This window comes from Microvirga yunnanensis (assembly GCF_025460875.1).
Genome location: NZ_JAMXFI010000006.1, coordinates 102,483 through 129,337, shown reverse-complemented (window position 1 = coordinate 129,337; position 26,855 = coordinate 102,483). Strand labels below are relative to the sequence as shown.

Below are 26,855 nucleotides of genomic sequence, written 5' to 3'. Positions count from 1 at the left end.
GTGGCGGTCTCATCCCTGGAGCTGCGATCCTCAGCCACTTTCTACAGGCTGCGGGCCGCTGTCGCCACCGGTTTGGCATCCCGGCGCCGTCATCTTGCCTCTTGCGGCCTTTTGGCTCCCGTACCGGGTCAACCCTCGTGCCGCGGGCCCCGAGATGCGTCGATCAGGGGCACCTGCCGCTCGCGTCCGCGACCGTTCAGGGCCACCCTGACCCGGTCGGCCAATTCGGTGCGCCGGTACGGCTTGCCGAGAACGTCGGCTCCGGCCGAAGCATTCTCTTCTGTCAGCAGATCATCGTTGTAGCCGGTCGTCAGGAGGATTCCCACATCGGGTTTCCGCTCGCGAACCGCATCGGCCAGCGCCAGCCCGTTCATGCTGCCCGGCATGACGAGATCGGTGAACAGCAGGTCGATCCTGCCGCCCGCCTTGTCGAAGACGGCCAAAGCCTCATCCGCGTCGCGCGCCAGAAGAACGTTGTACCCAAGGGCCGTGAGGTGTTCCCGGGCCAGGTCCAGGACGTCATTGCTGTCCTCGACCACGAGGATCGTCTCGGCCTGTCCTCTCGGTTCCGCAGGCACAGGATGCCGATTCGGCTGTCGGGGTGTCGCCACCGGTGTGTCCGCAGCCGGAAAGAGCATACGGATGGTCGTCCCCTTGCCCCGTTCGCTGTCGATTTCCAGACGCCCAAGGGACTGCTGCACGAAGCCATGGACCATCGCGAGCCCGAGCCCGGTTCCCTTTCCCTGACTCTTGGTCGTGAAGAAAGGCTCAGTCGCCCGCTCCAGGACGTGCGGCGGCATTCCCTCACCCTCATCGCTGATGGTGAGCGCAACGTAGTCGCCCGGTGGCAGGTGGTGAGCGGGAGCATTTCCATTCAGATGCATGTTCGACGTGCCGATCGTCACGACGCCGCCCTTGGGCATGGCGTCGCGGGCGTTGATCAACACGTTGAGCACCGCCATCTCCAGATGAACGGGATCGACCATCACCTGTGGCACCCGGGGACGCAGATTGAGCTGCACCTCGATCTGCGGGCCGACCGAGTTCTCCAGCATCTCGCCGAAATCGACGATCAGGTTATTGAGGTTCGTCGGCCTGGGCTCAAGACGAGTCTTACGGGCAAAGGCCAGGAGCTGCTTGGTCAGCTTGGAGCCGCGCTCGGCCGCCCGGCTGGCGTTCTCGAGCGGCCGGCGCAAGGACTCGTCGTCCGTGCGCGAGAGCGCCAGCTCCAGGTTGCCGGAGACCACTTGGAGAAGATTGTTGAAGTCGTGCGCCAACCCGGCCGTGAGCTGGCCGATGCTCTCCATCTTCTGCGCCTGACGGAAAGCCTGCTCCGAAGTCCGCCGCCGCGTGACGTCGAGCTGGGAGGCAAAGAAATAGAGAAGCTTGTCGTCCTTGTCGAGGACGGGCGCGATGAAGCAGGCGTTCCAGAACGGGGTTCCGTCACGCTTGTAGTTCAGCAACTCGACCGAGACGGCCCGGTGTTCATGGACGGCTTCACGGAGCTCGGCGACGGCCTCGCGGTCCGTGTGGGCCCCTTGCAGGAAGCGGCAGTTGCGTCCAAGCACCTCCTCCTCGGTGTAGCCGGTGAGGTCCTGGAAGGCGCGGTTGGCAAAGACGATGGGGTTGTCCGGCAGGTTGGGATCCGTGAGGATCATCGGCATGCGCGTCATCTCGATGGCCGCGAAGAACACGCTGCCACGTTCGCCGAGACCGGGCTCGGAGATCGTCGCCTGCTGCCAGTGGTGGATGCCGGGGCCACCGGTGGGGTTGTAGGACACATTCTCGTGCTCGCCCGCCGCGGGCAGGCCGATGCTTTGACCCCCACCCTGGACATCGAGGGCCGGCGGGTTGTCGTCGGGCCGGGACTCGTCACTCTGGCTCATGGATGGCACATCGCCTCTAAACGAACTTTGGAAGCGCGAACGGGCTGGGGCTTGTACTCGCCCGTCCGCGAACCGCCATAGCTATGGCGGACCTGGTCGGTTTCAACCGCGATGGATCGCAGCTCCCCGGCCGCAGCCGCGTGCGGCTGGCCCGCAGGCGAACCGCCTGTTCCGGAACGACCCGGGTCGGCCGGCCCCGCGGCGCTGCGTTCGAGAGCCGCGACCGCGCGGCCCCTCGCCATGACCCGGCGCTCGAGGCTCTGAGCATGGGCCAGGAACTTCCACTGGTGACGGACCCGGATCATCGGCGCACCCGGCGTGGTTCACGCGAGCAGCCTCCCCTGCCCGAGAATGACGTCATAAGGGAAGTCGTGTACTGCCTGCGCGCCAGGCCGATTGCGGCGCTGATCCGCCGGGCGTAATGTGACGCGTGGACGCATCATTTGTGGCTGGTTGCCGACCTGATCCGGGAGGATGCCATGGGGCGCAAATTCATCGACTGCCGTGCCTTTCCCAGCGAGATGAACTGCTCGATCACCATCATCGCCGACACTGAGGCCGAGCTGCTGGACGCAGCCGCACAGCATGCGGTGGCCGTGCACGGCCACCAGGACACGCCCGAGCTGCGTGAGCAGCTCCGGGGCGCGATCCGGGACGGCATGCCCGCCGAGGCGGCCCCAAGCCGCGCCGCCTGAGAGGCCGCACCTTCGGCGACCCATCCGGCGCCTCCCCCCTTCGAGGGAGGTTGCGCCGCCTTGCGCCCCTTCCCGCGTGGCGGCTTAGAGCATCGGACGTGACCCAGAGGGCCGCGTCAGCGAAAAGGGGACCCAGGGTTCGGGATCGGATCCGATGCGCAGTCCTTGAGGCGGCGCATAGAGGCCCTGGCGGCCTGCGCTCGAGACCGTCCCGCACCCTCCGTGCGGCCTCATGCGGCTTGCTGGCGGGCCGGCTCGATCGGGACCGCGATCGTGCAGCACACCCCCTCGCGCTCGTAGTCCAGATCGAGCTGGCCTGCGAGTTCCCGGGTGATGGTCTGCCGCAGCAGCCGCGAGCCAAAGCCGGGGCGCGGCTCGGTCTCCAGCACGGGTCCGTCCAGCTCGCACCAGTCAATGGTCAAGAGCACCCGCTCGCCGCGATCCTCGACCTTCCAGTCCACCTGCACCCGGCCCGAGGCCGTCGACAGGGCCCCGTACTTGACAGCATTGGTCACAAGCTCGTGGAAGGCCATGCCCAGCACCACGGCCAACCGCGCCGGAAGATCGACATCCGGCCCCTCGAGACGGACTTGGGAGGAATCCCCCGCGTAGGGCGTGAACTCGGCCTCTAGGATCGTCCTGAGCGAGGCTCCCTCCCACAGGGTCTCGTTCAGCAGGTTGTGCGTGCGCGAGAGCGCCAGCAGGCGCTGCTGAAAGCGGTCCTGCGCCACCTCCGGCGGCACGCCCGGCCGGGTCACCTGCCAGGCCAGGGACTGCACCGTCGCAAGCGTGTTCTTCACCCGGTGGTTCAATTCGTCGATCAGCAGCTTCTGCCGGCGATCGGCCTCGCGCCGTTCCGTGATGTCCTCGACCACCCGCACGGCGTAGAGGAAGGTGCCGGTTTCATCCCGCAGGGCCGTGCTGGTCACGCGGACCCAGCCGAAGCTGCCGTCCCGGCGGGTGAACAGGCTTTCCGTGGTGTAGGTGTCAAGTTCCCCCGCAACCTGACGGGCGAACAGCTCGATGTCGGCGTCCCGGGTGGCAACCTGCGTGACATGGGCGAAGTGCTGTCCGATCAGCTCCTCGCGGGTGTGCCCGGTGAGCTGGCAGCGCGCCTCGTTGACCGAGACGAAGCGCCCCTCCCGATCCACCTCGGCGATGCCGACCGCGGCATTCTCGTGCGTGGCCCGCAGGCGAGCCTCGCCCGCCCGCAAGGCCGCATCCCGCTCCCGGAGGTGCCGCGAGGCCAGGGCCAGCGCATCGCCGGCCTGGTCGACCTCGGCCAGGCCGCTCGCCGGTGGCGCGATCAGCTCGCCTCGTCCGACCCCCTGCGCCAGTGATACCAGGCCGTTCACCGGTCTGGCGATGCTGCGGGCGACCAACCACGCCATGGCGGCCGCAAGGGCCAGCAGCAACCCTCCGGCCACGGCGAGATAGAGGACGGACCGCCATGCGGCACCTGTGATCTCCGACCGGGGGACCGCGACGATGGTCGACCATCCCGAACCGGGCGAACGAGCGAAGGCGAGCAGGGTCGGGATGCCATCCAGGGAAATACTCTCGGCGACGCCTTGCCGCTCCTCGGCCAGGGTGCGCGTCATGTCGTTGGGCGTCGCCGACCTCCCCACGAATTGCTCGGCATCCCGGCTCCGGGCCGCAACCGTCCCGTTGCGGTCCACGATGGTCCCGATCCAGGTTGGGGGAAGCCCTTGATCGGCCAGGATCCGGCTCACGGTATCGGTGAGCATGTTGACGCTGATGAAAAGCTCGGAGCCATCATTGGCGGTCACGAGGGTATCGACGCCGACCACCGGCTGCTGGGCCACGAAGCCTCTGAAAAGGTTGCTGATCCGCAATGTCCCGACGGCCGAGCCCTTTCGATAGTCCATGTTCCCGATGAGAGGCAGCGGACTACCGGGCGGGAGCCATGTGTTGACGACCTGTGCCCGACTATCGGAGACGCTGACCCAGGCCCCTGGGATCCGGATCGCCGCCCGGGCACGGGCATCGAACGCGGCGTAATCCTTGCCGAGAAGCTGCGGCGACGTCGACAGCGCCCAGAGCAGCGCCTCGGCCTGTCCGAACTGGCGATCGACCATGAGCGACAGCGCGCGGGCGGTTTCCTGAAGATGTTTCTCGACCTCCCGTCGATCATGACGATACCCGGCATAGACCAACAGGCCGGCCGCGGCGAGGGCCGGGATCAGCAGGACGAGTGTGAGGAGGAGCAGGCGCGAGCGCATGGTCGAGAGATGCGGACGCGTGACCTTCCGCGATCCACTCTCCGGAACAGCGATGGAGTTGCCCACGGGATGATCACTCCTGCCTCGGACATGGAGACCTGACATAGACGGAGCCATCCATGACCTTGGCCATGGCGATTTGCAAGAAGGGATTCAGATATCGGGCCGCCCCCCCCCCCGTAAATCAGGAGGGTCGACCCCGGGTCGACGGCGCGTTTCCCGGGTCGGCCCGCATTGCCTTTTGCGCTTACGACAGAGTGGCGGCTTGGTTGAGGCCGAGCCAGTAGGCGTGGATCTGCTCGACCATCCGCAGCAGGTCATCCGAACGGGCCGGCTTCACCAGATAGGAGTTCGCTCCGAGATCATAGGCCCGCTTCAGGTCTACGCTCTCCCGGGAGGAGGTCAGGATGATCACGGGAACCCGGCGGAGGGCCGGATGGGCCTTGATCCATTCCAGCACCTCGAAGCCGGAGCGGCCAGGCAGCTTGAGGTCGAGCAGGATGACCGCCGGGCTGGATCCCAGAGCCCCGCCATGAGCGCCCTCGAGGGACGCCACGGCCTCCTCGCCATTGACGGCGAAGCGGAGCGGCATCGCTATCCCGGCTTTCCGGAAGGCCCGCGCGAGAAGGTCCCGGTCATCGGGATTGTCCTCCACGACCAGGATCGTCGTACCACCATCCGTCATTGATCCACCTCCCCGACCGCGCCCCGCAGTTCGATCCAGAACCGGCTGCCCCGTCCTGCTTCGGCGTCGACCCCGCAGCGCCCGCCCATGCGCTCCAGGCTGCGGCGCACGATGGCCAGCCCGATCCCGGTGCCCGGGTACGTCTCGACCCCGTGCAGGCGGTGAAAGGGCTCGAAGATGCGCTCCCGATGCGAAGGGTCGATGCCGATGCCGTTGTCCTCGACCCAGAGTCGCACCCATTCTCCTCGGTTCTCCGACCGAATCCGGATATGGGGCGTCTCTCCTGGCGCCATGAACTTGACCGCGTTCGCGACCAGGTTGTCGAGAACCAGCTCCAGCGCCGCGGGATGCGCCGCCACGGTGCCCAACGGGTGCCCGACCTCGATCACGGCGCCCGTCTCCTCGATCCGCGGCCGGGCATGGGCGAGCACCCGGGCAACGGCCTCCTCCAGGCTGACCGGGCGGACCCTCACCTCCTCGCGGCTCATGCGGCTGTAGGTCAGGATGTCCTGGATCAGCGCCTCCATCCGCTCGGCCGCCGCCATGATCCTCGAGGTGAACCGCCGTCCTTCCTCCGGCAGCTTCGGGGCGTAATCCTCCGCGAGGGCGTCGGCATAACCATGCATGGCCCGCAGCGGTGCCCGCAGATCATGGGAGATCGTGTAGGCAAAGGCATCGAGTTCGCGGTTGACCTGGGTCAGTTCCTCGGTGCGGTTCTCGACCTGCCGCTCGAGATCCTGCCGGAAGCCGCGCTCGGCCGCGAGCACTCTGGCATCGGCCCGCTGCCGGGCGAGCCAGAGCACCCCAACGACGATGACGGCCACGGCCAGCAGCGCTGTCAGCCCTGAGATCCGGGCAGCCCATCGCGCCTGGTCCTCCAGGAGCTGGGAGCGGGAGACCATGATCTCCTGCTCGGCCTGCTCGAACTCGTCGACAACGGCCTGGATGTCTTCCATCAGCGTCTGCCCGACATCCGTGCGCACGACCGCCAGTGCCGCCTCGAAGCCTTGCTCGCGCAACCCGACGGTATTGGCCAGCTCCGCCAACTTGCCCTCGAGCAGCGGCCGCAGCCGATGCAGGCGGGCGATCTGGGCAGGATCGCGGACGGCGCTTTCCAGGTCGCGGAACTCGGCCCAGAGGCGCTGGATCGCGGTCTCGTAGGGAACGAGGTAGCGGCGCTCACCCGTCAGGATGAAGCCCCGCTGGCCCGCCTCGGCGGCCCGCACGACGACGTTCAACTCGGCCATGTTGCGAAGGATGGAGCTGGTGCGCAGGACGAAGGCGCGGTTCTCCGCAACGCGCCCGAGGAAGAGGTTCAGGCTGACCGCGCTCGTCAGCAGCAGCAGGGCGGCGATCAGGAACGCGAGCGTGCCGGGGGCGGGCCCGCGGCGGGACGGCTCCCTGGGATGGGTGCCCTGGTCTCGACCGCCGGGGACCGACCCGGCCACATGCCTGGCTCCAGACAGGATCAATGGCCCTGCCTCCGCGTTGGCTCCGGTGCCGGATGCGCCCCGTCCGGTCCTGTTCTCGGTGAGTCCGATCCCATGCACATCCTTTTCGTCGACGACGACCCCGACATCCGTACGCTTGCAATTCGGGCCGTCCTCCAGGAGTTCCCCGATGGGGAGGTCAATCAGGCCAGTGATCTCGGCTCCCTCGAGAGGGTCTTGCACCAACACGCGCCGGATATTCTCGTCACCGACCTCGACCTGCGCTGGACGGACGGCTTCGCGGTGTTCGACCGGGTCAAGGCGGCCAACCCGCAATGCTGCGCCGTCATGTTCACCGGCACGGGCAACGAGGAACTCGCCGTCCGGGCGATCCGGCACGGCTTCGACGATTACGTGGTCAAAGGGACCCACCAGCTCCGCCGCCTCGCCACGGCTGTTCGCGCGGCCTACGAGCGCAACCAGGAACTCCGCCGACAGAGCGAGAACCGGGAGCTCGTGCTGAAGGAGCTGTACCATCGGCTGCACAACAACCTCCAGATGGTGATCAGCCTCCTGCGCATGACCGAGAAGACCCTCGAGAGCCCGCGCGACCGGGATCAGCTCGCCGACCTGGGGCGCCGCATCCAGGCTCTCAGTGCCCTTCAGGCCGAGTTCTACCAATCCGAGGACTTCCGCAGGGTGAACGTCGCCGGCTTCCTCGACCGCCTGGCCCGGAACCTCGTGGGGCTGACGGGAGGACGCGTGACGCTGTCGTGCGACCTGGAAGAAACGGAGATGCCGGTTGACGTAGCGGTGCCGTTCGGGTTGATGGCGAACGAGATCATGACCAACGCCCTCAAGCACGCCTTCCCGGGCGGACGCACGGGCCACCTGTCCGTCCGGCTCGCGCGGACGGAGGGACGGCTGGACCTGACCATTGGCGACAACGTCCTATGTGAGGGAGTAGCAGCGGCGCTGGGCCGACAGATCTCAGCACGCCGATTGGCGTGATCGGCGCTTCAGACAGAGTGAGCCAGGTGGCTTCCACCGTCAACGGGATTGTTCTCTCCCATAGCAAACACAGGATCCAGCGGTCACAGCCGTGGTCCTCACCGTCCTCAATACGAGATACATCCCAGGTGGAAGGCCCAAACATTATCTACAGGGTCGCTGGTGCGCCCTCACGGCTCTAACAGGGAGAGGTCCTTCCACCCGGCACCGGACGCTCAAAGAACGGCCGGTATTCTGCTCCGCCTTTGATCACCGCGTGCACCACACGGGCCATCTTGGCGGTCAAGGCTGTCATGGCCTTCCGGCGCAGATCGGCATCGTGACGATCACGCTCGGTGTAGCGGCCAAGTTTATCCCGGAAACTGTTGTCGCGCTGGCGGGCTGCCACCTGGGCTGCCCTCCAGAGGGCTTCGCGCAGGCGGGCATTGCCGTACTTCGACAGCTTGGTGCGGCCGCGGAACGTGCCCGACTTGCGGGTCGCCAGATCAAGGCCGCAGTACTTCAGAAATTGGCGGTGGTGCCCGAACCGCCGCAGATCACCGGCTTCCGCCAGGATCGTGAGGGCATGGATCGGTCCGATGCCTGGGATTTTGCGAAGCAGTTGATAGTCACCATGGTTGACCAGCATGGCATGAGCGAGCTCTTCGATCTGCTTTCTCTGGTGGATGAGGCTGCGCGCCTGGGCCAGAACCATGCGGAACATGGTGATGGCTGCAGACTCCTCGGCCACCGGCAGAGCCGTGGAGCTGCGGGCTGTCTCGTAGACGTCATTGAGCAATCTAGCCTTTGAAACCAAGCTGCCGACCAGAGGCCAAGCCGCCTGGATGAAGCTCTCCCGCTCCAGAGCCGTGATGCTGCCCGGCGTGGGAAAGCGCTCAAGCAGCGCGAAGAACCAGTCGGAGCGGCTGTTGCCGGCAAAGCGCGCGATCTCGGGAAAGTACAGAGGCAGGTAGTGGGTCAGGATCCGGTGCCAGGTCTCGGTCTTGGCTTTCGAGATTGCCGCATGCGTGTTCGACAATTCCTGCAGGTCATTGATCCCGGCCGCCAACGGGTCGACATAGCGCTGGGTCGCCCCGATCCGGAGCATGTGCAGGATCACCTGTGCGTCCTTGGGATCGTTCTTGTCCCAGCCGTTGTGCAGCGCCTCCCGGGTGCGGGCGAGCGCTACGGACGAGACCAGCCGCAGCTCGAAGCCGGCTGAGAGCAGGCGGTAGGCCAGCCCACGATGGTAATCGCCTGTCGCCTCAAAACCGATGAGCACCGAGCCACCGTAAGCTGCCAAAGCCTCGATGAGACGGTCATACTCCGCCTTGGTGCTCAACACGGTGAGCCGCCGGCGGCGGGCACGGCCGGGAACCTCGATGAGCACTTCATGGCGATACTTGGCAATATCAATCGCTACCAGGGTAGCAGGAGCGAGAGTAGGATTGTCCTTGGTCATGGTCGGTCGGCCTCCAGCGTGTGTTCAGCGACATCACTGTGAGACCTGCTGGCTGGCCATGACCACCCCACGCAGCGCGGCTGCGCAACCCGGGCCAGCTCCGCCGCGCTGCTTCGCAACGTGCTACGGCTCGGGTTACACAGGGAGCGTGCCGGCGGAAGGCTCCGGGCTGGGCATGCGCCTCGTCCGGCGTCTGGCTGACCAGATTGGGGCCGAGGTGTCGTTCGAGGCGAACGGAACGGGAACCACATGCCGGATCAGGATTCCAATGTGAACGGTGGATTGCGCGTGCTCGTCGTAGAGGACGAGTGGCTCGTCGCCGACTACATCGTGGACGTCCTCGAGGAGGCTGGGCACGAGGTCGTCGCGACCGTGACAACAGGCGAAAAGGCCCTCGAGTCTCTGGAACGGACCGGGATCGACGTTGCCCTCCTCGACATCAAGCTGAAGGGAACCCTGAGCGGGATCGATGTAGCGCGGGCGGCGCGGGCCCAGGGCATTCCGCACGTGTTCATCACGGGATCGGGCGATCCGGCCACCCGGACGGCGGCCGAGGCCACCGGACCGCTCGGCTTCCTCCAGAAGCCGTTCAGCCGGGAGGGGCTGATGGCGATCCTCGCAGGATCCATGCGGCAGGAGAAGGCGCACGGGAACTGACGATCCTCATGGCATCGGGCGCAAAATTGGGAACCGGTTCTGCGTGAAAAGATGTTTTGAAACAAAAGCTTGAAGCATCGGGCGTGAGGTCGGCGACCCATCCGCTGCTCGAGCCCCCGGTCACCGCCGCCCCGGCTTGCTCCAGGACCTGTGCGATGTCGTCGGCGATGAAGTCCTCGCCCTTGACGATCAGCACGTGGCGGTCGATCAAACTGGCTTGCGAGACTGAGAAGGTCACGGGCTTGCCTCGTCCTGCTCCTGGCGGCCTCAGAGCTTCGATGCGGCCTCTGGCCCGGCCGTTCCGCAGCGATCCCGGCTTGGCCATCGGCCCATGGGCGCAGTGTCGGGGATCAGGATGAACGCGGCATCCGGTGGTCACCGGGGGTGATTCCGGATCCGTGCAGGAACTCGATGGGCTGGCCCGGATCCTGACGGATGATGCGACCGCCTACGACCGCGACGGTCATTCGGCCGATGCACCGGATGAGACCTGTCGCACGATGAGTGCATCGGAACCCGATAAGCGGTCCTGCAGCTTTCCGTCGTCCCGAAACGAACTATATCGCTGACACGGACGCGGCTTCCTGCGTCAATGGCTTTGCAAGGTGGATCATGAGTTTCGTCACGTTCGAGGCGTCCATGTCTCATTCCAGTCCCCCTGAAGGCTGGAGCCGAGCGTTGCAGGCCCTCTGGTGGGATGCCCGGGACGACTGGGACAGGGCGCACGGCCTTGTCCAGATGGACGAGGCCGACCGTCAATGCGCCTGGGTCCATGCCTATCTGCATCGCAAGGAAGGCGATCTCTCGAATGCGGCGTACTGGTACAGGCGAGCGGGCCAACCCGTCGCGACCGGGTCCCTCACGCAGGAGCGCCAGGCGATCGCGGACGCCATGATCCGCGACGCGTCACGGAAGGAGTGACGGCGGCCGAGCCGTGGAAGACAGGCCTGCAAAGGCTGTCCGCACGTCCACCGCACATGGGATCTCGAATGTTCAAGGCAATTGCCTCAAGCATCGGACTTGTCGTCGACCTCACGTCCGATGCTCTCGTCGCCTCACCGGATCCTATCGTGAAGCGCTCGATGTGATGGACTCGATCACATCAGACGCTTTGTCGAAAGCGGCACCTCGGTCCGTGATGCCGTGGCGGCGAGCGATGAACTGGAAGTCGTTGTAAACGGTCCATACGGCACCGGTCTCGTCCTCCGAAACCAGCAGCCGGACCGGCCAGTCGATCCCTGCATCCGGGTTGGACGTGATGAACTGCGAGCCGAGTGCTGGATTGCCGAACACCAGTAGCGTTGACGGCCTCAGCTTGATCCCGGCCTCGGAAGCGAGCTTCGATTGATCGACCGCGAGGAAGAACACGATGCCCTTTGCCGCGATGTCCTGTTTGATCCGGTCGATGGTCTCTTTGAACGGGTAAGCGCTCCTGACGCGGACGAGTCCGTTCTCGAGCACTTGCCGGGTCGACTCCTCCGCCTTTGCGCCGGCAGACACTAGGGCGAAGGTGAACGGGATGAGGGTCGCTGCGGCGAGAGTTGCGATGCGGGATGTCATGGATGGGTCCTCCTGGTTGCCGCCCACCTGCTGTTCGTGAGCCATGCCGCGAGCATGAGGCCGCGCGCTCTTTGCCTGAAATTCCGAATGGCTTTCGAGTCCATGCCGTCGGGCTATCGACATCCCGAGGACAGGGCCGAGGAAAGCCATGGGTCGAGCCACCCGGTTCAGCCCATCATAGACGGCGGCTATCGGCTCCATCGCAGGCCGGTATTTCACCTGCCCTTCCGTTTCCATGAGCATGGCTCGTGCGGACGCCGTTGGAGCGCCGCGTCACGAACGGAGGAAACATTCCATGACCAGTCGAACCACGATCAGCATTGCAGGTGCCATGGCGGCCGCCCTCGGGTATGTCGCGGTAGCCCATGCCGAGCCCAAGCCTCCGCCGACGGCCGACCAGGAAAAGTGCTTCGGGGTTGCCCTCAAGGGGCAGAACGACTGCGCGGCCGGCCCCGGCACGACGTGTGCCGGCACGTCCAAGGTCGACTACCAGGGCAACGCGTGGAAGATCGTCCCGAAGGGCACCTGCACCACCGTGATGGCACCGGGCAACCGCATGGGCAGCCTGCAAGCCTTGAACCGGGACCTTCCCCGGTCCTGAGCCGGGCTGCGGACAAGGGCCGGCCTACCATCGGCCGACATGTGTCAACCCCGGGGACCGATTGCCTGCCCCGGGCCATCCCTGAGCAAAGGACAGGAGGCGATCATGACCTCATCAGCGTCCGTGGCGGCCTTCGGCCTCGGGGTGCTTCCGGCACGATCCGGATTGGGCCTGAAGCCCCGGCATTATCGGGACATCCTCGAAACCTCGCCCCCGGTGGGCTTCTTCGAGGTTCATGCGGAGAACTACATGGGCGACGGGGGACCACCGCACCGGTACCTGGAGCGGATCCGGGCCCATTATCCGCTGTCGGTGCATGGAGTGGGCTTGTCCATCGGTGGGGACCAGCCGCTCGACAAGACGCATCTCGCGCGCTTGCGGCGCCTGATCGAGCGCTACGAGCCCGAGTCCTTCTCCGAGCATCTCGCCTGGTCCACGCACGACAACCTGTACCTCAACGACCTGCTGCCGGTACCGTACGATGGCCCGACCCTACGGCGGGTCTGCGAGCACATCGACGAGGTCCAGGAGACGTTGGGGCAGCGTCTGCTGCTGGAGAATCCATCGACCTACATCGCATTCGAGCAAAGCGACATGGCCGAAGTCGACTTCCTGTCGGAGGTTGCCGGGCGGACCGGCTGCGGGCTGCTGCTCGACGTCAACAACGTCTTCGTCTCGGCCACCAACCACGCCTATGACGCCGGAGCCTATCTCGACGCCTTTCCGGTCGAGCACGTCGGCGAGATCCATCTCGCGGGTTTTGCCGAGGACCAGGATGATGCCGGGGGCCGGCTCCTGATCGACGCTCATGGCACGCCGGTGGCGGACATTGTTTGGAGGCTGTTCGAGCAGGCTCTCAAGCGAACCGGACCGGTGCCGACGCTGATCGAATGGGACAACGACGTTCCCGCATTTCCGGTTCTGATGAAGGAAGCCCGGAAAGCGGATCGCGCCCTGTCCAACGAGCGATGCCGCCGCCAAGCCATGTTCGCGACCGCATGAGGGCCTGTCATGATGGCGCTCCGAACGCTTCAGAAGAGATTCTCCATGGCCCTGCTCGACCGAACGCGCGAGGTGCCGTCGGGGATTCGAACCGCTGGGCTCGACCGGATCGACCGCCGCTTCGACGTGTACCGCAACAACGTCTTCGTCGGCCTGACCGAAGCCCTCGTGACCCGGTTCCCCGTCTGCCATGCGCTTGTCGGTGACGAGTTCTTCCGTGCGATGGCGCGGGTGTTCATCGAGCTGTCGCCTCCCCGTTCGCCCGTCCTCATGACCTATGGCGACGACTTTGCGAACTTCGTCGATACCTTTCCACCGGCGCACCCGGTGCCCTACCTGGGCGATGTGGCCCGGCTCGAAAGTGCGCTCACCCGCGCCTATCACGCCGCGGATGCCACTCCCCTGACAGTGGACGAGCTTGCATCCCTTGCTCCGTGTCGATGGGAGCAGATTCACGTTGAGCTGCATCCCTCCGTGCAGGTCGCGACATCTGTGTATCCGATCGTGTCGATCTGGGAGGCGCATGTCCGCACGGATGATCATCCCGTCATCGACAGCTCGATAGCGGAGGACGCGCTGGTGGTCCGGCCGGATCTCGAGGTGAAGGTCCACCGCCTGCCGCCGGGCGCGGCCACGTTCCTGACGGCGCTGCTGAAGGGCGCCAGTTTGAGGACTGCCGCTGACGTGGCGATGACTGATCCGCGCTTCGATCTCATCACCACGCTGTCGGGAGTCCTCGCCGTTCGGATCATCGTCGGCATCCGCAGCTCACGGGAGTAGCGTTTCGAGCGGCAGAGGAGGATGCAGGGCCGATGCCGACGTCCTCGATCGATACTTTCGGCCCTACGGAACCGATGCCCTGGATGTCGGTTTCCGAAGTCCGCGGCGGTGAGCCCCGCGATGACGATCCAGGAATCCGTGGCAGTCAGGCGGCACGCCGCTGATAGCCCGTTTCGGCAGGTGCCACGGCCGTCTTGGCGCGCGCTGCCTCGATCGCGTGTCGGAGCATCTCCAGAACGGTCGTGACTGACGGGTGATTCAGGACGATATCCCCCTGTCGCGACTCGCGCGCCTCCGACGCGGCGATGATGACCGCGCGCCTCCTCTGGTGGTCGTGGTATTCGTCGGCGAGGATCCAGCCGTCAATGAGACCCGGCAGGCAGGCACGCGTGTAAAGCCAACCGACCGGCCTGCTCCAGTCGCGCAAGGCGAAAAAGGCTTTCTCCGCGCTCTCTGCCGCGGTGACCCGGTGTCCTGCATCCCGCAGCCTCTGTGCGAGGGTCTCGCGGAAGATGTGATTGTCGTCCACGACAAGGACATGTTCGGCTTCGCTCGTGCTCATCATAACCTCCTTGTGCCGAGCCGGACCCAAGGGGCTTCGGCTATTTGACGTTCAGAGGATGGCATTCGGCGAGCACGAGCGGAAATATCGGCCGGCTTCCGCGATCATAGAAAGGCTCTATGGACCGCGGCATTGATGGCGCGCTCAATCGTGCCGATCCACGCCTCAAGCCGCATGAGGAAGGCTCGGGAGCGGGACCCGACGCGCGCTGTCATTCCGGTCAGCGATGAGCGGCAGTGCGTGGCATCCATCAGGTGGGATCTCCCCCGCTTCACGAGACACCCACGGTCGCAGAAAGTCCCATAGAAGGATGCTATGGGTTCGATGGCTTTCGGGCATTTCAGATCCGGAGCGCCTGGTGGCTTGATGGAGGGGCGTCAGGGCGGATCCATGCCCTGCGCCCGAACATCGAGCGACAGGAGGACGAGATGCCGCTCCTCGTACCGGTCATCCTGGGCTCGGTCCGCTCCGACAGGCAGGGGCTGCGGGCCGCCCGCTTCATCATCCGTCACCTCGAGAATGGTGGGTATGACGCGCCCCTTGTGGATCCCCTCGAGCTGAACCTCCCCCTGCTCGATCGCATGTACAAGGAGTATCCCAAGGGAGAGGCTCCCGCGATCCTCGAGCGTCTCGCCGAACTCCTCCGAAAGGCCGATGCCTTCGTGGTGGTGTCGGGCGAGTACAACCACAGCATCCCGCCGGCCCTGTCGAACACGCTGGATCACTTCCTGGAGGAGTATTTCTGGCGTCCGTCCGCCATCGTCTGCTACTCGGGCGGACGCTTCGGCGGCGTCCGGGCCGCCATGCAGCTTCGCGCCATGCTGGGCGAGATCGGAACCCCAAGCATTCCTTCCCTCCTGCCCATTCCCGAGATCGGCACGGCCCTCACCTCCGACGGATATGCGCAAGTGCCCTGGCTCGACAAAGCCGCCGGCCGCTTCGTCAGTGAACTCGCCTGGTATGCCGAGGCCTTGCGGCGCCGGCGTGCGGAGGGAACGCCTTATTGACGGTCGGTCCGTCGGGGCAAAATAGCGGTCGTCTATGGGATCGATTGCTCCATGGTATTTCCGGCGCGGACCGGCGGGTGGTGTGATGTCGGGACAGGACCGGCATCCTCCGGTCCTGAACCAAAGGAGGCTCCACGATGTCCGTCAAAGCTCTGGCCGATCGGGGCATTGCTCTCGCTGACGCCATACCCGACAGTCTCGTCTCGCTGATCGCCCGCCTCGCCGCCGGCGGGGTCTTCTGGCGCTCGGGCCAGACCAAGATCGAGGGATTCCACATCAAGGATTCCACGTTCTTCCTGTTCCGCGAGGAGTACATGGTTCCGCTGCTCCCGCCCGATTTCGCGGCGTACCTGACGACGTTCTCCGAGAATGTCGTCTCGGTCCTGCTGGTCGTCGGTCTCGCGTCGCGCCTGTCGGCGGCCTGGCTGCTCGCCATGACGGCCGTGATCCAGGTCTTCGTCTATCCGAGCGGCTGGCCGGACCACATTCTCTGGGCCACGGCCCTCCTGGTCGTCATCAGCCGCGGCCCCGGCATCCTCTCCCTCGATCATCTCGTGTTCCGCAGGCCGCAGGTCGCCGCATTCGCCCGATGAACCCTTCACGGGAATCCCTCGGAACCCGACGAAAGGAGCCTGACATGAATGACAAGCCTCACACCGGGCGCCCCCGCGTCGTGATCGTCGGCGCCGGCTTCGGCGGACTGACGGTCGCAAAGGCCCTCGCGAAAGCGCCGGTCGAGCTCACGGTGATCGATCAACGCAACTACCATCTGTTCCAGCCTCTGCTGTACCAGGTTGCGACGGCCGCGCTCTCGCCGGCCGATATCGCCTCGCCCATCCGCACGATCCTCAGAGGCCAGCGGAACACGTCCGTGATGCTGGCGAAAGCCACCGGAGTCGATCCAGCGTCCGGCGCGGTGATGGCGGATGATCGCCGCATCCCGTTCGACTATCTCGTGCTCGCGACCGGGGCCCGGCATGCCTACTTCGGTCATGACGACTGGGAGGCGTTCGCGAAAGGGATCAAGACGATCGACGATGCCACGGGCCTGCGCCGCAGGATCCTGCTGGCCTTCGAGAGGGCCGAGTTCGAAACGGACCCGGAGGAGCGCCGTCGCCTGCTCACGTTCGCGGTCGTCGGGGGCGGCGCGACGGGCGTCGAGATGGCAGGAGCCATCGCCGAACTGGCCGGGAAGGCCCTGGCGACCGACTTCCGCTCGATCGACCCGACCCAGGCCCGCGTCGTCCTGGTTGAAGCGGGCCCGCGCCTTCTGCCGGTCTTCGAGGAACATCTCTCGGAGGCGGCGCAGCGCTCGCTGGAGGAACTCGGGGTCGACGTTCAGGTTTCGACGTCCGTGACAGCCTGCGATGAGAATGGGGTCTCTCTCGGGGATCGGCGGATCGAGGCCCGCACCGTTGTCTGGGCCGCAGGCATGCAGGCGTCGCTGGCCGGCCAATGGCTGGGGGCCGAGACCGACCGGGTGGGGCGCGTCAGGGTCGCGCCGGACCTCAGCGTGCCGGGATACCCCAATGTCTTCGTCATCGGCGACACGGCCCACGTGCTCGACATGGACGGAACGCCCCTCCCGGGTGTCGCCCCCGTGGCGAAGCAGGAGGGCAAGTATGTCGCCAGGCTGATCGAAGCACGAGTCGCCGGTGGGGACCTCCCGTCCTTTCGCTACCGCAATCCAGGTTCACTGGCGACGATTGGTCGGAAGAAGGCCGTGGCGCAGTTCCGCCGGCTCCGCCTCAGCGGCTATCCGGCATGGTGGTTCTGGAGCGTGGCGCACATCTACTTCCTGATCGGCTTCCGCAACCGGCTGGCCGTGGCGATGAACTGGGCCTGGACCTATGTCAGCTTCCAGCGCGGGACGCGCCTCATCACAGGTCCCGATCCTGGTCTCGACCAGGACGTCCTGAGAACGTCGATCACCAAGCCACACCTGAAGGGGGTGGCATAGCTCTCATTGGGCCGGCTCAAGGCGTGGGGGCTCGAGAGCCACTCGGTCTTTCTCGGCTCTTGCGGCGATCGCGGGCTGGCCGAGCCAGCGCGCCCGCATCGCCTCCTTGACCAGGGCGCCGACCGCGGGCGAGTGCGGCCGCCCGCGGACGGTCACCAGGTTCACCTCGCGCCAGAACTCGGGATCGACCATGGGGCGGCAGACCACCATGGGATGCTTGGCGCAGCTTTGCGTCATGAAGCCGAAGCCAAGCCCGGCGGCGATCATGGCGAGGATCCAGTCATCGCGTTCGCTCCGGTAGACGGTCGCGCATCCTTCGAAGCCGTGCTCGCGCCAGAGCGCTCCGGCATAGCAGAAGAACTCGCAATTCACCCGATTCAGGTAGCGGTCGCCCGTGAGGTCGCTCGGGCGGATCGTGTTGCGCTGCGCCAACGGGTGGTTGGGCGACACCACGATCATGAACTGCTCCCGGAACAGGGGCATGTAGTGCAGGCGCTCATCCGGCTCCTGGCCCGGGATGCAGTAGATGGCCACCTCGAGATCCCCATTGAGAAGCCGGTCCTCCAACTGGGCCGCGCTGGCATCGACCACTTCGAGCTCGATTCCGGGGTGCCTGGATTGAAGCCCACTGACCAGATCGATGAGCTCGTCCGGCTGGATCGTGCACATCACCCCGAGCCTCAACGTCGTCTTCTTGAGTTTCGTGAAATCGAGGGCCTGCCGTTTGGCCTCCAGCGAGCGCGTGTACACCTCCTCCAGATGCGGCTTCACCATCCGGCCGAGCTCCGACAGGTGGGTATTGGCGCGCTCCCGGTGAAAGAGCTGGCCGCCCAGCTCTTCCTCGAGGAGCTTGATCGCTCGCGTCAGGGAGGGCTGGGCCACGTTGCAGCGTTCTGCCGCTCGTGTGAAGTTGAGTTCCTCGCATACGGCCAGGAAGTACCGGATCTGGTGCATTTCCATGGGATCCTCCTTCGAAGGGATTCTCCAGGGATCGGTGTCCACGCCGACAAGCCCGCACGCGTAAAATAGCACCTGCGGCTCCGGAGCCGCGATAGCTTTTGGCTATCGAGTCGAGGTCTGCTCGGCATTTCACTTCCGCCCCCACCTGCCCGACCATCCGATCACCGCATCGCGCTGGCTCCCGAAGGTGCCTCCATCCGGGCGCGGCGGAACAGAGGAGACATCGACATGCTGAACCGAATTCAAGGCGCTCATATGATCCGGACCGGGCTTTGCGCGGCTACCCTAGCGGCGGGTGCCGTCCTTTCCCTCCCGGCCCAGGCTGGGGAGTGCCCGGCGGACAAGGTCAGCCCCGGCGTCCGCACGCAGGGCGAAACCCAGCCCAAAGGCGTCACGGATACCGTGCTCGCCTCGATCGACCTGTCGAAGGAGAAGGTCTCCCTGTCGGACCATCAGCTCCGGACCCGGAAGCTGGTGATCCAGCCCGGCGGCGTGGTCCCTTGGCACAGCCACGAGGACCGTCCGGCCCTGATCTCCGTGGTCTCGGGCACCATCGAGGAATATGCCAGCAACTGCTCCGTGCCGATCGTGCATAAGGCCGGCGAGGTCTCGGTCGAGAAGAGCGGGGTTCAGCACTGGTGGAAGAACACCAGCAAGGCACCGGTCGTGCTGCTGTCCTCCGACGTGTTCCACGACGTGCCCAAGGCAGACCCTCACATGATGTGACCGGGGCGGCTGCATTGCCCGGTGCTGGGCCTGCCGGAACGAGCATCCGGCGACCCTGCTGCGACAGGAGACGACCATGACCGCATACAGCCGCCACCAAGCTCCGCCGCTTCGGGGCCATCATGCGGGCGCGCTCGAGCGTACGATCCTGATCGGCCTGATCGCCTTCCTGACGGTGGTCGACCTCTTTGGGACACAGGCCATCCTGCCGGCTCTGGCCCGGAGCTATGGCGAGACACCCGCCGCCATAGGCTTTGCCGTGAATGCCACCACGATGGGCATGGCAGTCGCCTGCTTGGGCGTCGCCTACTTCAGCCATCGCATCAATCGCCGGCGCGGCATCCTGATCAGCCTCACGGTGCTGGCGATCCCGACGGCCCTGCTGGCCATTGCGCCTGACCTGGCGACCTTCACGGTCCTGCGGGTCGCCCAGGGACTGTGCATGGCCTGCGCTTTCACATTGACCCTCGCCTATCTCGGCGAGCATTGCAGCGCCACGGATGCCGGCGGGGCCTTTGCGGCCTACATCACGGGCAACGTCGCCAGCAACCTGTTCGGCCGGCTTCTGGCGGCGGGGCTCGCCGAACATCTCGGCCTGCCGGTGACCTTCCTGTCCCTGGCAGGCCTCAATCTTCTCGGCGCGGTGATCGTTTATGTCTGGCTCACCCAATCCGCGATGGTGACGGCTCGGGACGAACCTGGCGCACCGCCTCTCTCGATCTGGGCCGAGCACCTGCGCAACCCGCTCCTGCGCCCCAGCTTCGCCATCGGATTCTGCATCCTGTTTGCCTTCATAGGCACCTTCACGTTCGTGAATTTCGTGCTGGTGCGCGAGCCGATCGCGCTCGGCCAGATGAGCCTCGGGCTCGTGTACCTCGTCTTCGCGCCGTCCATCGTCACGACCCTGTTGGCCGGCCGTGCGGTGCAGCGGTTTGGGACCCGGCCGACCTTCTGGGGGGCGCTCGCCGTGGCAGGCCTCGGCCTGCCCCTCCTGGTCGTGCCGAGCCTGCCGGCCGTCCTGATCGGCCTGATGCTCATCGGGGTCGGCACCTTCTTCGCCCAGGCGACCGCGACAGGCTTCGTCAGCCATGCGGCCACGACGGACCGGGGTTCGGCGAGCGGGCTCTATCTCGCCGCGTATTTCTCGGGCGGGCTGGTGGGCAGCGCGGTCCTGGGGCAGGTCTTCGATCGCTTCGGCTGGGGAGCGTGCGTCACGGGCGTCGGGATCTCGCTCCTGATCGCCGCGCTTCTGGCCGTCCGGTTGCGGCCCATGGCCGAGAAGCCTTTGCCCGAAACAGGGCGGGACGTCCCGACGCCAGCCCCGGCCGCGGTCCCCTAGGCGTACCCGGGGGCTCGATAGCGGACCTCTATCGATACGGCAGCGAGCCGGCATTTCCGATCGGAGCCTCCCGCTGCCATCGTCGAACGGGTCGGATGACGCTCCGCTCGAACAGCGCACCACTCCCAGGAGGATCACCATGAACGTCGCCTTCACCCAGCCAGCGACCGGCACCGCAAAAGCTCTGGACGGCAAGGTCGCCATCGTCACCGGCTCGACCAGCGGCATCGGCCTCGGAATCGCCCGCGCCTTCGCATCCGCCGGAGCGTCCGTCGTCATCAACGGCTTCGGCAAGCCGGAGGAGATCAACGACACCCTCGAATCCCTTCGGCGCGAGACGGGCGGCAAGGCGATCTACTCGGCGGCCGACATGACCAAACTGGACGAGATCGCCGGCATGGTCGATCGTGCTCTGGAGACGTTCGGCCGCCTGGACATCCTCGTCAACAATGCCGGGATCCAGCATGTCAGCCCCATCGACCGGTTCCCGGTCGAGACGTGGGACGCAGTGCTGGCGATCAATCTCTCCTCTGCCTTCCACACCATCCGCCTCGCCCTGCCGGCCATGCGGCGGCAGGGATGGGGGCGCATCATCAACATCGCCTCGGCGCATGCGCTGGTCGCCTCCCCGTTCAAGGCTGCCTACGTGGCGGCGAAACACGGGATCGTCGGCTTGACCAAGGTGGTCGCTCTCGAAACGGCGGAGCAGAACATCACCTGCAACGCCATCTGCCCAGGCTACGTTTCAACCCCGCTGGTCGAGGCACAGATCGATGATCAGGCCAGGTCGCACGGGATCCCCCGCGAGCAGGTCATTCGGGACGTGCTGCTGGCGCAGCAGCCCAACAAGCGGTTCGCCACCGTCGACGAGATCGGCGCCTTCGCCACGTTCCTGGCCGGCGATGGCGCCGCGTCCATCACGGGCGCCGCCCTGCCGGTCGACGGCGGCTGGACCGCCCATTGAGGAGGACGCCATGCTCAAGCAAGTCACACGTGATCGGTTCAGGACGGACAAGGGCTCCGACGAAGCGGTGATCAGCGAACTCGAGCGAACGGGAACGCCCCCGGAGGCAATCACGGAACAACGGCTCCCGGACACCATACCGGCACGCCGCCGCCGCATCCCGGAGGAGCTTGGACAGGTCGTTCTCGTTCTCCAGGGCGGCGGTGCGCTCGGAGCCTATCAGGTTGGCGCCTATCAGGCCCTGCACGAGGCCGGGATCGAACCCGACTGGGTCATCGGCACGTCCATCGGCGCCATCAACGCCAGCCTGATCGCCGGCAACGCGCCGGAGCACCGCCTGGAGCGGCTCCGGGAGTTCTGGAGCCGCATGCGGCACGAGCCGTGGGTGGAGCTCCTGGGCGCGTGGCCCCTGGTGGGACCGCTGGCCATGAACCTAGCGACCATTACTCAGGGCATCCCGGCCTTCTTCCGGCCGAACCTGCCCGCTTTCCTCGGCCTCCAGCTGCCCCTCGGATCGGAATCCGCCGGCTATTACGATACCTCGCCTCTGGCGCGGACCCTGTCCGAGCTCGTCGACTTCGACCAGATCAACGGTCGAAAGACCCGCCTGACGGTGGGAGCCGCCAATGTGCGCACCAGCGAGATGCGTTACTTCGACAACCGCGATATGGACCTCGATATCCGCCATGTCATGGCCTCCGGCGCCCTGCCCCCGGCCTTTCCGGCCGTGCGGATCGACGGCGATCTCTACTGGGATGGCGGCATCCTGTCGAACACGCCGGTCGAGGCGGTATTCGACGACAACCCACGGAAAAACTCGGTCATCTTCGCGGTCCACATCTGGAATCCGCAGGGACCCGAACCGGATACCATCTGGCAGGTCATGGGCCGGCAGAAGGACATCCAGTATTCCAGCCGCGCGGTCAGCCACATCGCACGGCAGAAGCAGATCCATCGGTTGCGCCACGTGATTGCCGAGCTCGTGCGCCGGCTGCCGGAAAAGGAGCGGATGACCGAGGCGGTGCGGGAGCTGGCCGATTATGGCTGCCTGACCCGCATGCACGTTGTCCGGTTGCTGGCGCCGCCTTTCGACGGGGAGGACCACACCAAAGACATCGACTTCAGCCCGCGGGGCATCCGCCGCCGTTGGGAGGCGGGCTATGCCGACACGAGCCGGGTTCTGGAACTGGAACCGTGGTCGGGTGACTTCGATCCGGTCGAGGGGTTCATCCTGCACGAAGCCAGGCCAGGCGTGATGATGACGGCAGGATAAGGACAGGCCAGAGATCACGGGATCTCCAGCTCGCGGCTGAATCGGAACTCACGCCACCCGACTGATCAAATCGCCAAGGGATTGATTGCAGCGCCGGGCTAAAGCATCGGACGTGAAAAGTGGACTTGCACTCTTGGGACCCATCCGATGCTCTAAGGCACCGCGTATCCCCTCTGAGGCACTCCCATTTCGCAGGGAACCGAAGCTCGGACTTCAGGCGTTGAAGCTATGCCATTCCACGTGGGGGAGGTCCGCATGATCCGCTCCGTGTTCACTGTCATGGCTTTTGCGTGCAGTGTGGCGTTCGCCGGCTCCGCCGGGGCCCAGCCTGTCGCCTCCCTCAACGGAGAGCAAGCCAGCTTCTTCGAGCGCGTGTTTGGTGGGCCGGTCTCCCCGACCGCGCGGCGGCTGGTCACCTGGCCCGGCACCCAGCGGCCCGGCACGATCGTCATCTCAACCAGTCAGCGCCGGCTCTATTTTGTGCTCGGCAACGGGCAGGCCATCCAGTACGGCATCGGTGTCGGACGTCCGGGCTTCACTTGGACGGGGACCAAGACGGTCAGCATGAAACGGGAATGGCCCGCCTGGAGCCCTCCGGCCGCGATGCTGCGGCGACGTCCTGATCTGCCGCGCTACATGCCCGGCGGCCTGGACAACCCGTTAGGTGCCCGGGCGCTGTACCTCGGCTCCTCCATGTACCGGATCCACGGCTCCAATGAGCCGCAGACCATCGGGTATGCGGTCTCGTCCGGGTGCATTCGGATGACCAATGCCGATGTCATCGACCTGTACAGCCGAACCCGGGTCGGCACCAGGGTCGTGGTGTTGCGCTGACGAGCGCCAAAGCGAGCGCATCGGATGGATCCCAAGAGTGCAAGTCCACTTTTCACGTCCGATGCTTTAGGAAATGGAGTCGTCCTGCTCAAGGAACCGAAGAGCTTTTGCATCTCGTAAGGGCGGCGTGCCAACTCCCGACCTCGCGCTTTCGATCAAAGGCGCGCTCATTGTGGCTCGAAGGCAATGTGCCACTTCGGTTCCCCCGGCAGGAATGGGGTCGCGCGACCCCTCAACCAATCCTCATGGCCGACATTGTAGTACGGCGCCAGAGGATGACCGGTCTGACCGGTCGGCATGTGAAAGATTCCTGTTCCTTCATGCCCCGGCGCGACCACGAACCGCTCCGATGCTCCCGTTCTCGGGCTCGCGACCCGGGGCTGGTAGAGATCCCCCGACTGAGCGACGCTTGGCGGGTTCAGGAGGATCGCCAGCCCAGGGATGGCTCCCGCAAGGGGATGCCTGATCTCGACCCGGTTGGCAGCGCCCCAGGTGAAGGCTTCAAGCCGGCCATGTGCCTGTCCGGCAACGGCGGACAGAACTTTCTCGATCGCGGCGTCCGCAACGGCATCCCAGTCCCGGTACCCAGGAGGGACAAGATGCGCCGGGCGCGCCGTCAACAGCCGCCACACCGGCTCGTCGGCCTGCTTTGGGACGAAAGGCTGAGTGGAATGCCCGCTCGCCGGCGTGGGCTCGCCTGTTCGCATCGGCGCCGTATAGGCAGCATAGACAGCATTGATAGCTTCCATCCGAAAGGTGCGGACAAGCCGATAGCCAACGGAGTCCGGGACGGCCCGACCGCCCCAGTTCTCCACTGTTGGGATAAGAGCCGCGTAGCGAGAGTTTCCCTTACTGGCTCGAAGTCGTTCAAGCATCAGGGCCTGCCACCGTTCCAGCAACACTCCACGATCATCCAGTTGGATCGCCACCATATCCTGTTCGTCGAAGAGGTCCTTGGCGAATAGCTTGTCCCTGATCTGGCGCGCACGCGATCCATGGGCGTAGGCGCCAGAACCGATTTTCGCCAAGGCTTCCCCGCCGACCACTCGACTGTTTGCCGTCCAGATGCGCCGGTTCTCGGGATTATAAACCACCGGCACGTCCTCCGGCGCCAGGTATCCGTTCCAGCCCTTGGTGCCGTCTGCCCAAGAGGTCGGTAATCGTCCATCGAACCCAAAGCGATCCGGTATCGCCGAGGTCACGGTCCAGCCGATGTTGCCTTGAGCATCGCCGACGACAAGGTTCTGATGCGGAATGCCCAACCGATGGGCGATGTCCAGCGCCGCGCCCGCTGTCACGGCTCGTTCAAGGTCCAACATGCCGCGCAGGTTCACTGCTGCCGGATCGTGCGCGATCCAGCGATAAGCCAGCTTGCGGCCCTGTCGGTCGGTAGCGATCACAGGCCCCCAGATGCTCTGATCGATAGACAGGATCTCGCATGCCGTGCCCTTCGGGCAGAGGCGCTCCTCCACATGGTCGAGGCGCCGAGGACCCGTGGGCGTGCGATAGAGATCAGGGTTTGCCGCGACCGGTTCGAGGATGACGACATCGCCCGTATCGATATAGCTGTTGGTGAAGCCCCAGGCGATCTTGCCATTGCTGCCGGCGACGACGCTCGGAGTTCCGGGCAGCGTAACGCCTGTGATGTCGAGCGTGGTGCCGCCGCTCTCGTCACTCAGCACGAGGCGTGCTCTGTACCAGGTGTTTGGAACCCTCAGGGCGAGATGCATATCGTTGGCCACGAGAGCCGTCCCGCGGGCACTTAGACTGCCCCCCACGGCCCAAGCGTTGCTCCCGCGGCTGACGGCCTCCTCCCCGCCCCCCTTGAGCAGCAACGGAAGACCGGCCTTGGTCCTGGCACCGCCGTCTGGCATCTCCGGCACCGGCAGGGTCGATCCATCGAGGGGTGCATCCCACGTTGTGCCCTCAGGAAACAGGAAGGCTGCCAGTGGGCCTCCGAGGGTCGCCTCCGCATCAGCGCGCTGTCTCTCGGCTGCCCCGTCGTCTTTCTGCAGGTCCAAATAGATCGCATAGACGGCCAGGATGGTGTCCTCGGCTGTCCAAGGCACGGGCGTGGAACGCAGAATCATGTACTCGAAGGGAGCAGCGCCCAACTCTCGCAAGCCTCGATTGACCCCACCGACATACGCATCGATCGTCGCGCGCTCGTCCGGCGTCATGGCGGCCAGAACTGTGGCGGCCCGGGCCCGGAAGCGATGCACGCGGTGCTGACGGTCCAGGTTCAAGGCAACGGTTCCGACCAGTTCGGAGAGTTCGCCGGCCGCGAGGCGGCGCTGACCATCCATCTGGAAGAAGCGCTCCTGCGCATGCAGGAAGCCGAGCACCCAGGCAAGATCGACCCGGGAGCGACCACTCAGGGTCGGCACCCCTCGAGCATCCCGTGTCACCGTGACGGGAGCTGAAAGCTCGCTCACCGCAACTCTGCCCTCCAGGGCGGGCAGGCTGGCGCGCAACTGCCAATACACGGATGCGGCCAATGTCAGGACCGAAATCATAAGAGCGCCCGCCAAGGCGAGTGACCCGCGGATCCAAAAGCGCGCCTGAGAAAGGTTTCCGAGCAACCGCATCCGATCTCCTGCCACAACCTGACGACCCGGGAGGCCTAACTGAGACACGCGCCTGAACCGTTTTGGTTCTCATGCTTTGTCTAAAAGACTCCAGATGAGATGGTGGTCAGCGGGTCCCAAACCATAGAAGCAGCAAAGGATTGGTCCGAACGAGCGTCAGTGTGCTCAGGAAGCGCTTTTTACGGACAGCTCTGCGGAGGAACCGCCATGGATGTCCCTCAGTCAAGCTTCACACTCGCCGATTGGATCGCTTTCGGATTGCTGGCTCTGATACCTGTTCTGATGCTCCTGGGCGTTCTTGTGATCCGCCGGGAGATCCATGCGGAGGCCCTTCTTCGAGCGCAGTCCATCAAGCTGAAAACAAGCAAGGATCAGCGGCAGCACTGGCGGAAAACAGCCCTCTCCCAGGACCTGATCGACTTGCTTGATGATGTGGACACTCTCCTCAACGCGAGGGCAGCCGATCAGCTGACCGCGCGGCAGCAGCATCGCGAAGCGGTCCGTTTATCCTGGACCAGCCGCCACATCCCTTTGCGCACGCTCGCGCTGGGCACCCTGGCCCTAGCGAGCGTGCTCTCCGCCATCCTGATGGTGGTTGCCGAAGGCCCCCGTAATCCTATTCCTTGACCGGCGCTGAAGCATGCAACGCAG

At 65.5% G+C, this 26,855-nt stretch carries 27 protein-coding genes; 17 read left to right on the top strand and 10 right to left on the bottom strand.

The annotated features are described in order from the left end of the window. Positions 1-128 precede the first annotated feature (128 nt). Positions 129-1,886 carry a histidine kinase famiy protein gene (locus NF876_RS05205; RefSeq protein ID WP_262267780.1) on the bottom strand — a complete coding sequence of 586 codons (1,758 nt, stop codon included), beginning with the start codon at positions 1,884-1,886 and terminating at the stop codon, positions 129-131. 83 nt (positions 1,887-1,969) lie between these two features. Here NF876_RS05205 and NF876_RS05200 point away from each other — a divergent pair, with 83 nt between their 5' ends. Both NF876_RS05200 and NF876_RS05195 read left to right on the top strand, forming a co-directional pair. Beyond that, positions 1,970-2,308 (top strand): hypothetical protein, encoded by a 339-nt coding sequence (locus NF876_RS05200; RefSeq protein ID WP_262267779.1) that lies wholly within the window; start codon positions 1,970-1,972, stop codon positions 2,306-2,308. Positions 2,309-2,365: 57 nt separating this feature from the next. Next, a complete protein-coding gene (locus NF876_RS05195; RefSeq protein ID WP_262267778.1) occupies positions 2,366-2,581 on the top strand; it encodes a DUF1059 domain-containing protein in 216 nt (71 codons plus the stop codon). 230 nt (positions 2,582-2,811) lie between these two features. Here NF876_RS05195 and NF876_RS05190 read toward each other — a convergent pair whose 3' ends face one another. From NF876_RS05190 to NF876_RS05180, 3 genes are all read right to left on the bottom strand, one after another. Further along, positions 2,812-4,890, bottom strand: coding sequence for a sensor histidine kinase (locus NF876_RS05190; protein WP_262267777.1), 2,079 nt, complete (start codon positions 4,888-4,890; stop codon positions 2,812-2,814). Positions 4,891-5,071: 181 nt separating this feature from the next. After that, a complete protein-coding gene (locus tag NF876_RS05185) occupies positions 5,072-5,509 on the bottom strand; it encodes a response regulator (protein WP_262267776.1) in 438 nt (145 codons plus the stop codon). Beyond that, complete coding sequence (locus NF876_RS05180; RefSeq protein WP_262267775.1) at positions 5,506-7,188, bottom strand: sensor histidine kinase; 1,683 nt, start codon at positions 7,186-7,188, stop codon at positions 5,506-5,508. The genes NF876_RS05185 and NF876_RS05180 overlap by 4 nt, the downstream gene beginning before the upstream one ends. Here NF876_RS05180 and NF876_RS05175 point away from each other — a divergent pair. Continuing rightward, a complete protein-coding gene (locus tag NF876_RS05175; protein WP_262267805.1) occupies positions 7,087-7,950 on the top strand; it encodes a histidine kinase dimerization/phosphoacceptor domain -containing protein in 864 nt (287 codons plus the stop codon). The two genes, NF876_RS05180 and NF876_RS05175, sit on opposite strands and share 102 nt — an antisense overlap. A gap of 178 nt (positions 7,951-8,128) precedes the next feature. On the opposite strand, the gene NF876_RS05170 is transcribed toward NF876_RS05175, so the two are convergent. After that, positions 8,129-9,391, bottom strand: a complete 1,263-nt coding sequence (locus NF876_RS05170) for an IS110 family RNA-guided transposase (protein WP_262267774.1) — start codon at positions 9,389-9,391, stop codon at positions 8,129-8,131. 249 nt (positions 9,392-9,640) lie between these two features. Between NF876_RS05170 and NF876_RS05165 the strand changes: the two genes are divergently transcribed. After that, on the top strand, positions 9,641-10,048 hold the full coding sequence (locus tag NF876_RS05165) for a response regulator (protein WP_262267773.1): 408 nt from the start codon (positions 9,641-9,643) through the stop codon (positions 10,046-10,048). A 639-nt stretch (positions 10,049-10,687) separates the two neighbouring features. Beyond that, positions 10,688-10,969 carry a hypothetical protein gene (locus tag NF876_RS05160; protein ID WP_262267772.1) on the top strand — a complete coding sequence of 94 codons (282 nt, stop codon included), beginning with the start codon at positions 10,688-10,690 and terminating at the stop codon, positions 10,967-10,969. A gap of 144 nt (positions 10,970-11,113) precedes the next feature. On the opposite strand, the gene NF876_RS05155 is transcribed toward NF876_RS05160, so the two are convergent. Beyond that, positions 11,114-11,608 (bottom strand): DUF302 domain-containing protein, encoded by a 495-nt coding sequence (locus tag NF876_RS05155; protein ID WP_262267771.1) that lies wholly within the window; start codon positions 11,606-11,608, stop codon positions 11,114-11,116. 295 nt (positions 11,609-11,903) lie between these two features. Between NF876_RS05155 and NF876_RS05150 the strand changes: the two genes are divergently transcribed. The 3 genes from NF876_RS05150 to NF876_RS05140 all read left to right on the top strand — a co-directional run bounded on the left by NF876_RS05150 (position 11,904) and on the right by NF876_RS05140 (position 13,991). Continuing rightward, entirely contained in the window at positions 11,904-12,209 is a 306-nt protein-coding gene (locus NF876_RS05150) for a BufA1 family periplasmic bufferin-type metallophore (RefSeq protein ID WP_262267770.1), read from the top strand. A gap of 105 nt (positions 12,210-12,314) precedes the next feature. Continuing rightward, a complete protein-coding gene (gene bufB, locus NF876_RS05145; RefSeq protein WP_262267769.1) occupies positions 12,315-13,211 on the top strand; it encodes an MNIO family bufferin maturase in 897 nt (298 codons plus the stop codon). A 9-nt stretch (positions 13,212-13,220) separates the two neighbouring features. Continuing rightward, positions 13,221-13,991, top strand: a complete 771-nt coding sequence (locus tag NF876_RS05140) for an HvfC/BufC N-terminal domain-containing protein (protein ID WP_315975002.1) — start codon at positions 13,221-13,223, stop codon at positions 13,989-13,991. A gap of 145 nt (positions 13,992-14,136) precedes the next feature. On the opposite strand, the gene NF876_RS05135 is transcribed toward NF876_RS05140, so the two are convergent. Together NF876_RS05135 and NF876_RS05130 are read right to left on the bottom strand one after the other, a co-directional pair. Beyond that, the gene (locus NF876_RS05135) at positions 14,137-14,553 is read right to left on the bottom strand and encodes a response regulator (RefSeq protein ID WP_262267768.1); all 417 of its coding nucleotides are present in this window, start codon (positions 14,551-14,553) and stop codon (positions 14,137-14,139) included. A gap of 104 nt (positions 14,554-14,657) precedes the next feature. Further along, a complete protein-coding gene (locus tag NF876_RS05130) occupies positions 14,658-14,804 on the bottom strand; it encodes a hypothetical protein (protein ID WP_262267767.1) in 147 nt (48 codons plus the stop codon). A gap of 177 nt (positions 14,805-14,981) precedes the next feature. Here NF876_RS05130 and NF876_RS05125 point away from each other — a divergent pair, with 177 nt between their 5' ends. The 3 genes from NF876_RS05125 to NF876_RS05115 all read left to right on the top strand — a co-directional run bounded on the left by NF876_RS05125 (position 14,982) and on the right by NF876_RS05115 (position 17,520). After that, on the top strand, positions 14,982-15,560 hold the full coding sequence (locus NF876_RS05125; RefSeq protein ID WP_262267766.1) for an NADPH-dependent FMN reductase: 579 nt from the start codon (positions 14,982-14,984) through the stop codon (positions 15,558-15,560). 137 nt (positions 15,561-15,697) lie between these two features. Further along, positions 15,698-16,153, top strand: coding sequence for a DoxX family protein (locus NF876_RS05120; RefSeq protein ID WP_262267765.1), 456 nt, complete (start codon positions 15,698-15,700; stop codon positions 16,151-16,153). 44 nt (positions 16,154-16,197) lie between these two features. Beyond that, positions 16,198-17,520: an NAD(P)/FAD-dependent oxidoreductase gene (locus tag NF876_RS05115; RefSeq protein ID WP_262267764.1), complete on the top strand. Its 1,323-nt coding sequence runs from the start codon at positions 16,198-16,200 to the stop codon at positions 17,518-17,520. A 3-nt stretch (positions 17,521-17,523) separates the two neighbouring features. On the opposite strand, the gene NF876_RS05110 is transcribed toward NF876_RS05115, so the two are convergent. Further along, entirely contained in the window at positions 17,524-18,480 is a 957-nt protein-coding gene (locus tag NF876_RS05110) for a LysR family transcriptional regulator (protein WP_262267763.1), read from the bottom strand. 228 nt (positions 18,481-18,708) lie between these two features. Here NF876_RS05110 and NF876_RS05105 point away from each other — a divergent pair, with 228 nt between their 5' ends. The 5 genes from NF876_RS05105 to NF876_RS05085 all read left to right on the top strand — a co-directional run bounded on the left by NF876_RS05105 (position 18,709) and on the right by NF876_RS05085 (position 23,616). Then, positions 18,709-19,206 carry a cupin domain-containing protein gene (locus NF876_RS05105; RefSeq protein WP_262267762.1) on the top strand — a complete coding sequence of 166 codons (498 nt, stop codon included), beginning with the start codon at positions 18,709-18,711 and terminating at the stop codon, positions 19,204-19,206. A 76-nt stretch (positions 19,207-19,282) separates the two neighbouring features. Further along, the gene (locus NF876_RS05100) at positions 19,283-20,545 is read left to right on the top strand and encodes an MFS transporter (protein WP_262267761.1); all 1,263 of its coding nucleotides are present in this window, start codon (positions 19,283-19,285) and stop codon (positions 20,543-20,545) included. A gap of 139 nt (positions 20,546-20,684) precedes the next feature. Next, positions 20,685-21,509 (top strand): 3-hydroxybutyrate dehydrogenase, encoded by an 825-nt coding sequence (locus tag NF876_RS05095; protein ID WP_262267760.1) that lies wholly within the window; start codon positions 20,685-20,687, stop codon positions 21,507-21,509. Positions 21,510-21,519: 10 nt separating this feature from the next. Next, positions 21,520-22,782 carry a patatin-like phospholipase family protein gene (locus NF876_RS05090; protein WP_262267759.1) on the top strand — a complete coding sequence of 421 codons (1,263 nt, stop codon included), beginning with the start codon at positions 21,520-21,522 and terminating at the stop codon, positions 22,780-22,782. A gap of 255 nt (positions 22,783-23,037) precedes the next feature. After that, positions 23,038-23,616, top strand: coding sequence for a L,D-transpeptidase (locus NF876_RS05085; protein ID WP_262267758.1), 579 nt, complete (start codon positions 23,038-23,040; stop codon positions 23,614-23,616). Between the two features lie 167 nt (positions 23,617-23,783). Here NF876_RS05085 and NF876_RS05080 read toward each other — a convergent pair whose 3' ends face one another. Beyond that, a complete protein-coding gene (locus NF876_RS05080; RefSeq protein ID WP_262267757.1) occupies positions 23,784-26,204 on the bottom strand; it encodes a penicillin acylase family protein in 2,421 nt (806 codons plus the stop codon). Positions 26,205-26,486: 282 nt separating this feature from the next. Here NF876_RS05080 and NF876_RS05075 point away from each other — a divergent pair, with 282 nt between their 5' ends. Continuing rightward, a complete protein-coding gene (locus NF876_RS05075) occupies positions 26,487-26,831 on the top strand; it encodes a hypothetical protein (RefSeq protein WP_262267756.1) in 345 nt (114 codons plus the stop codon). Positions 26,832-26,855: the final 24 nt, after the last annotated feature.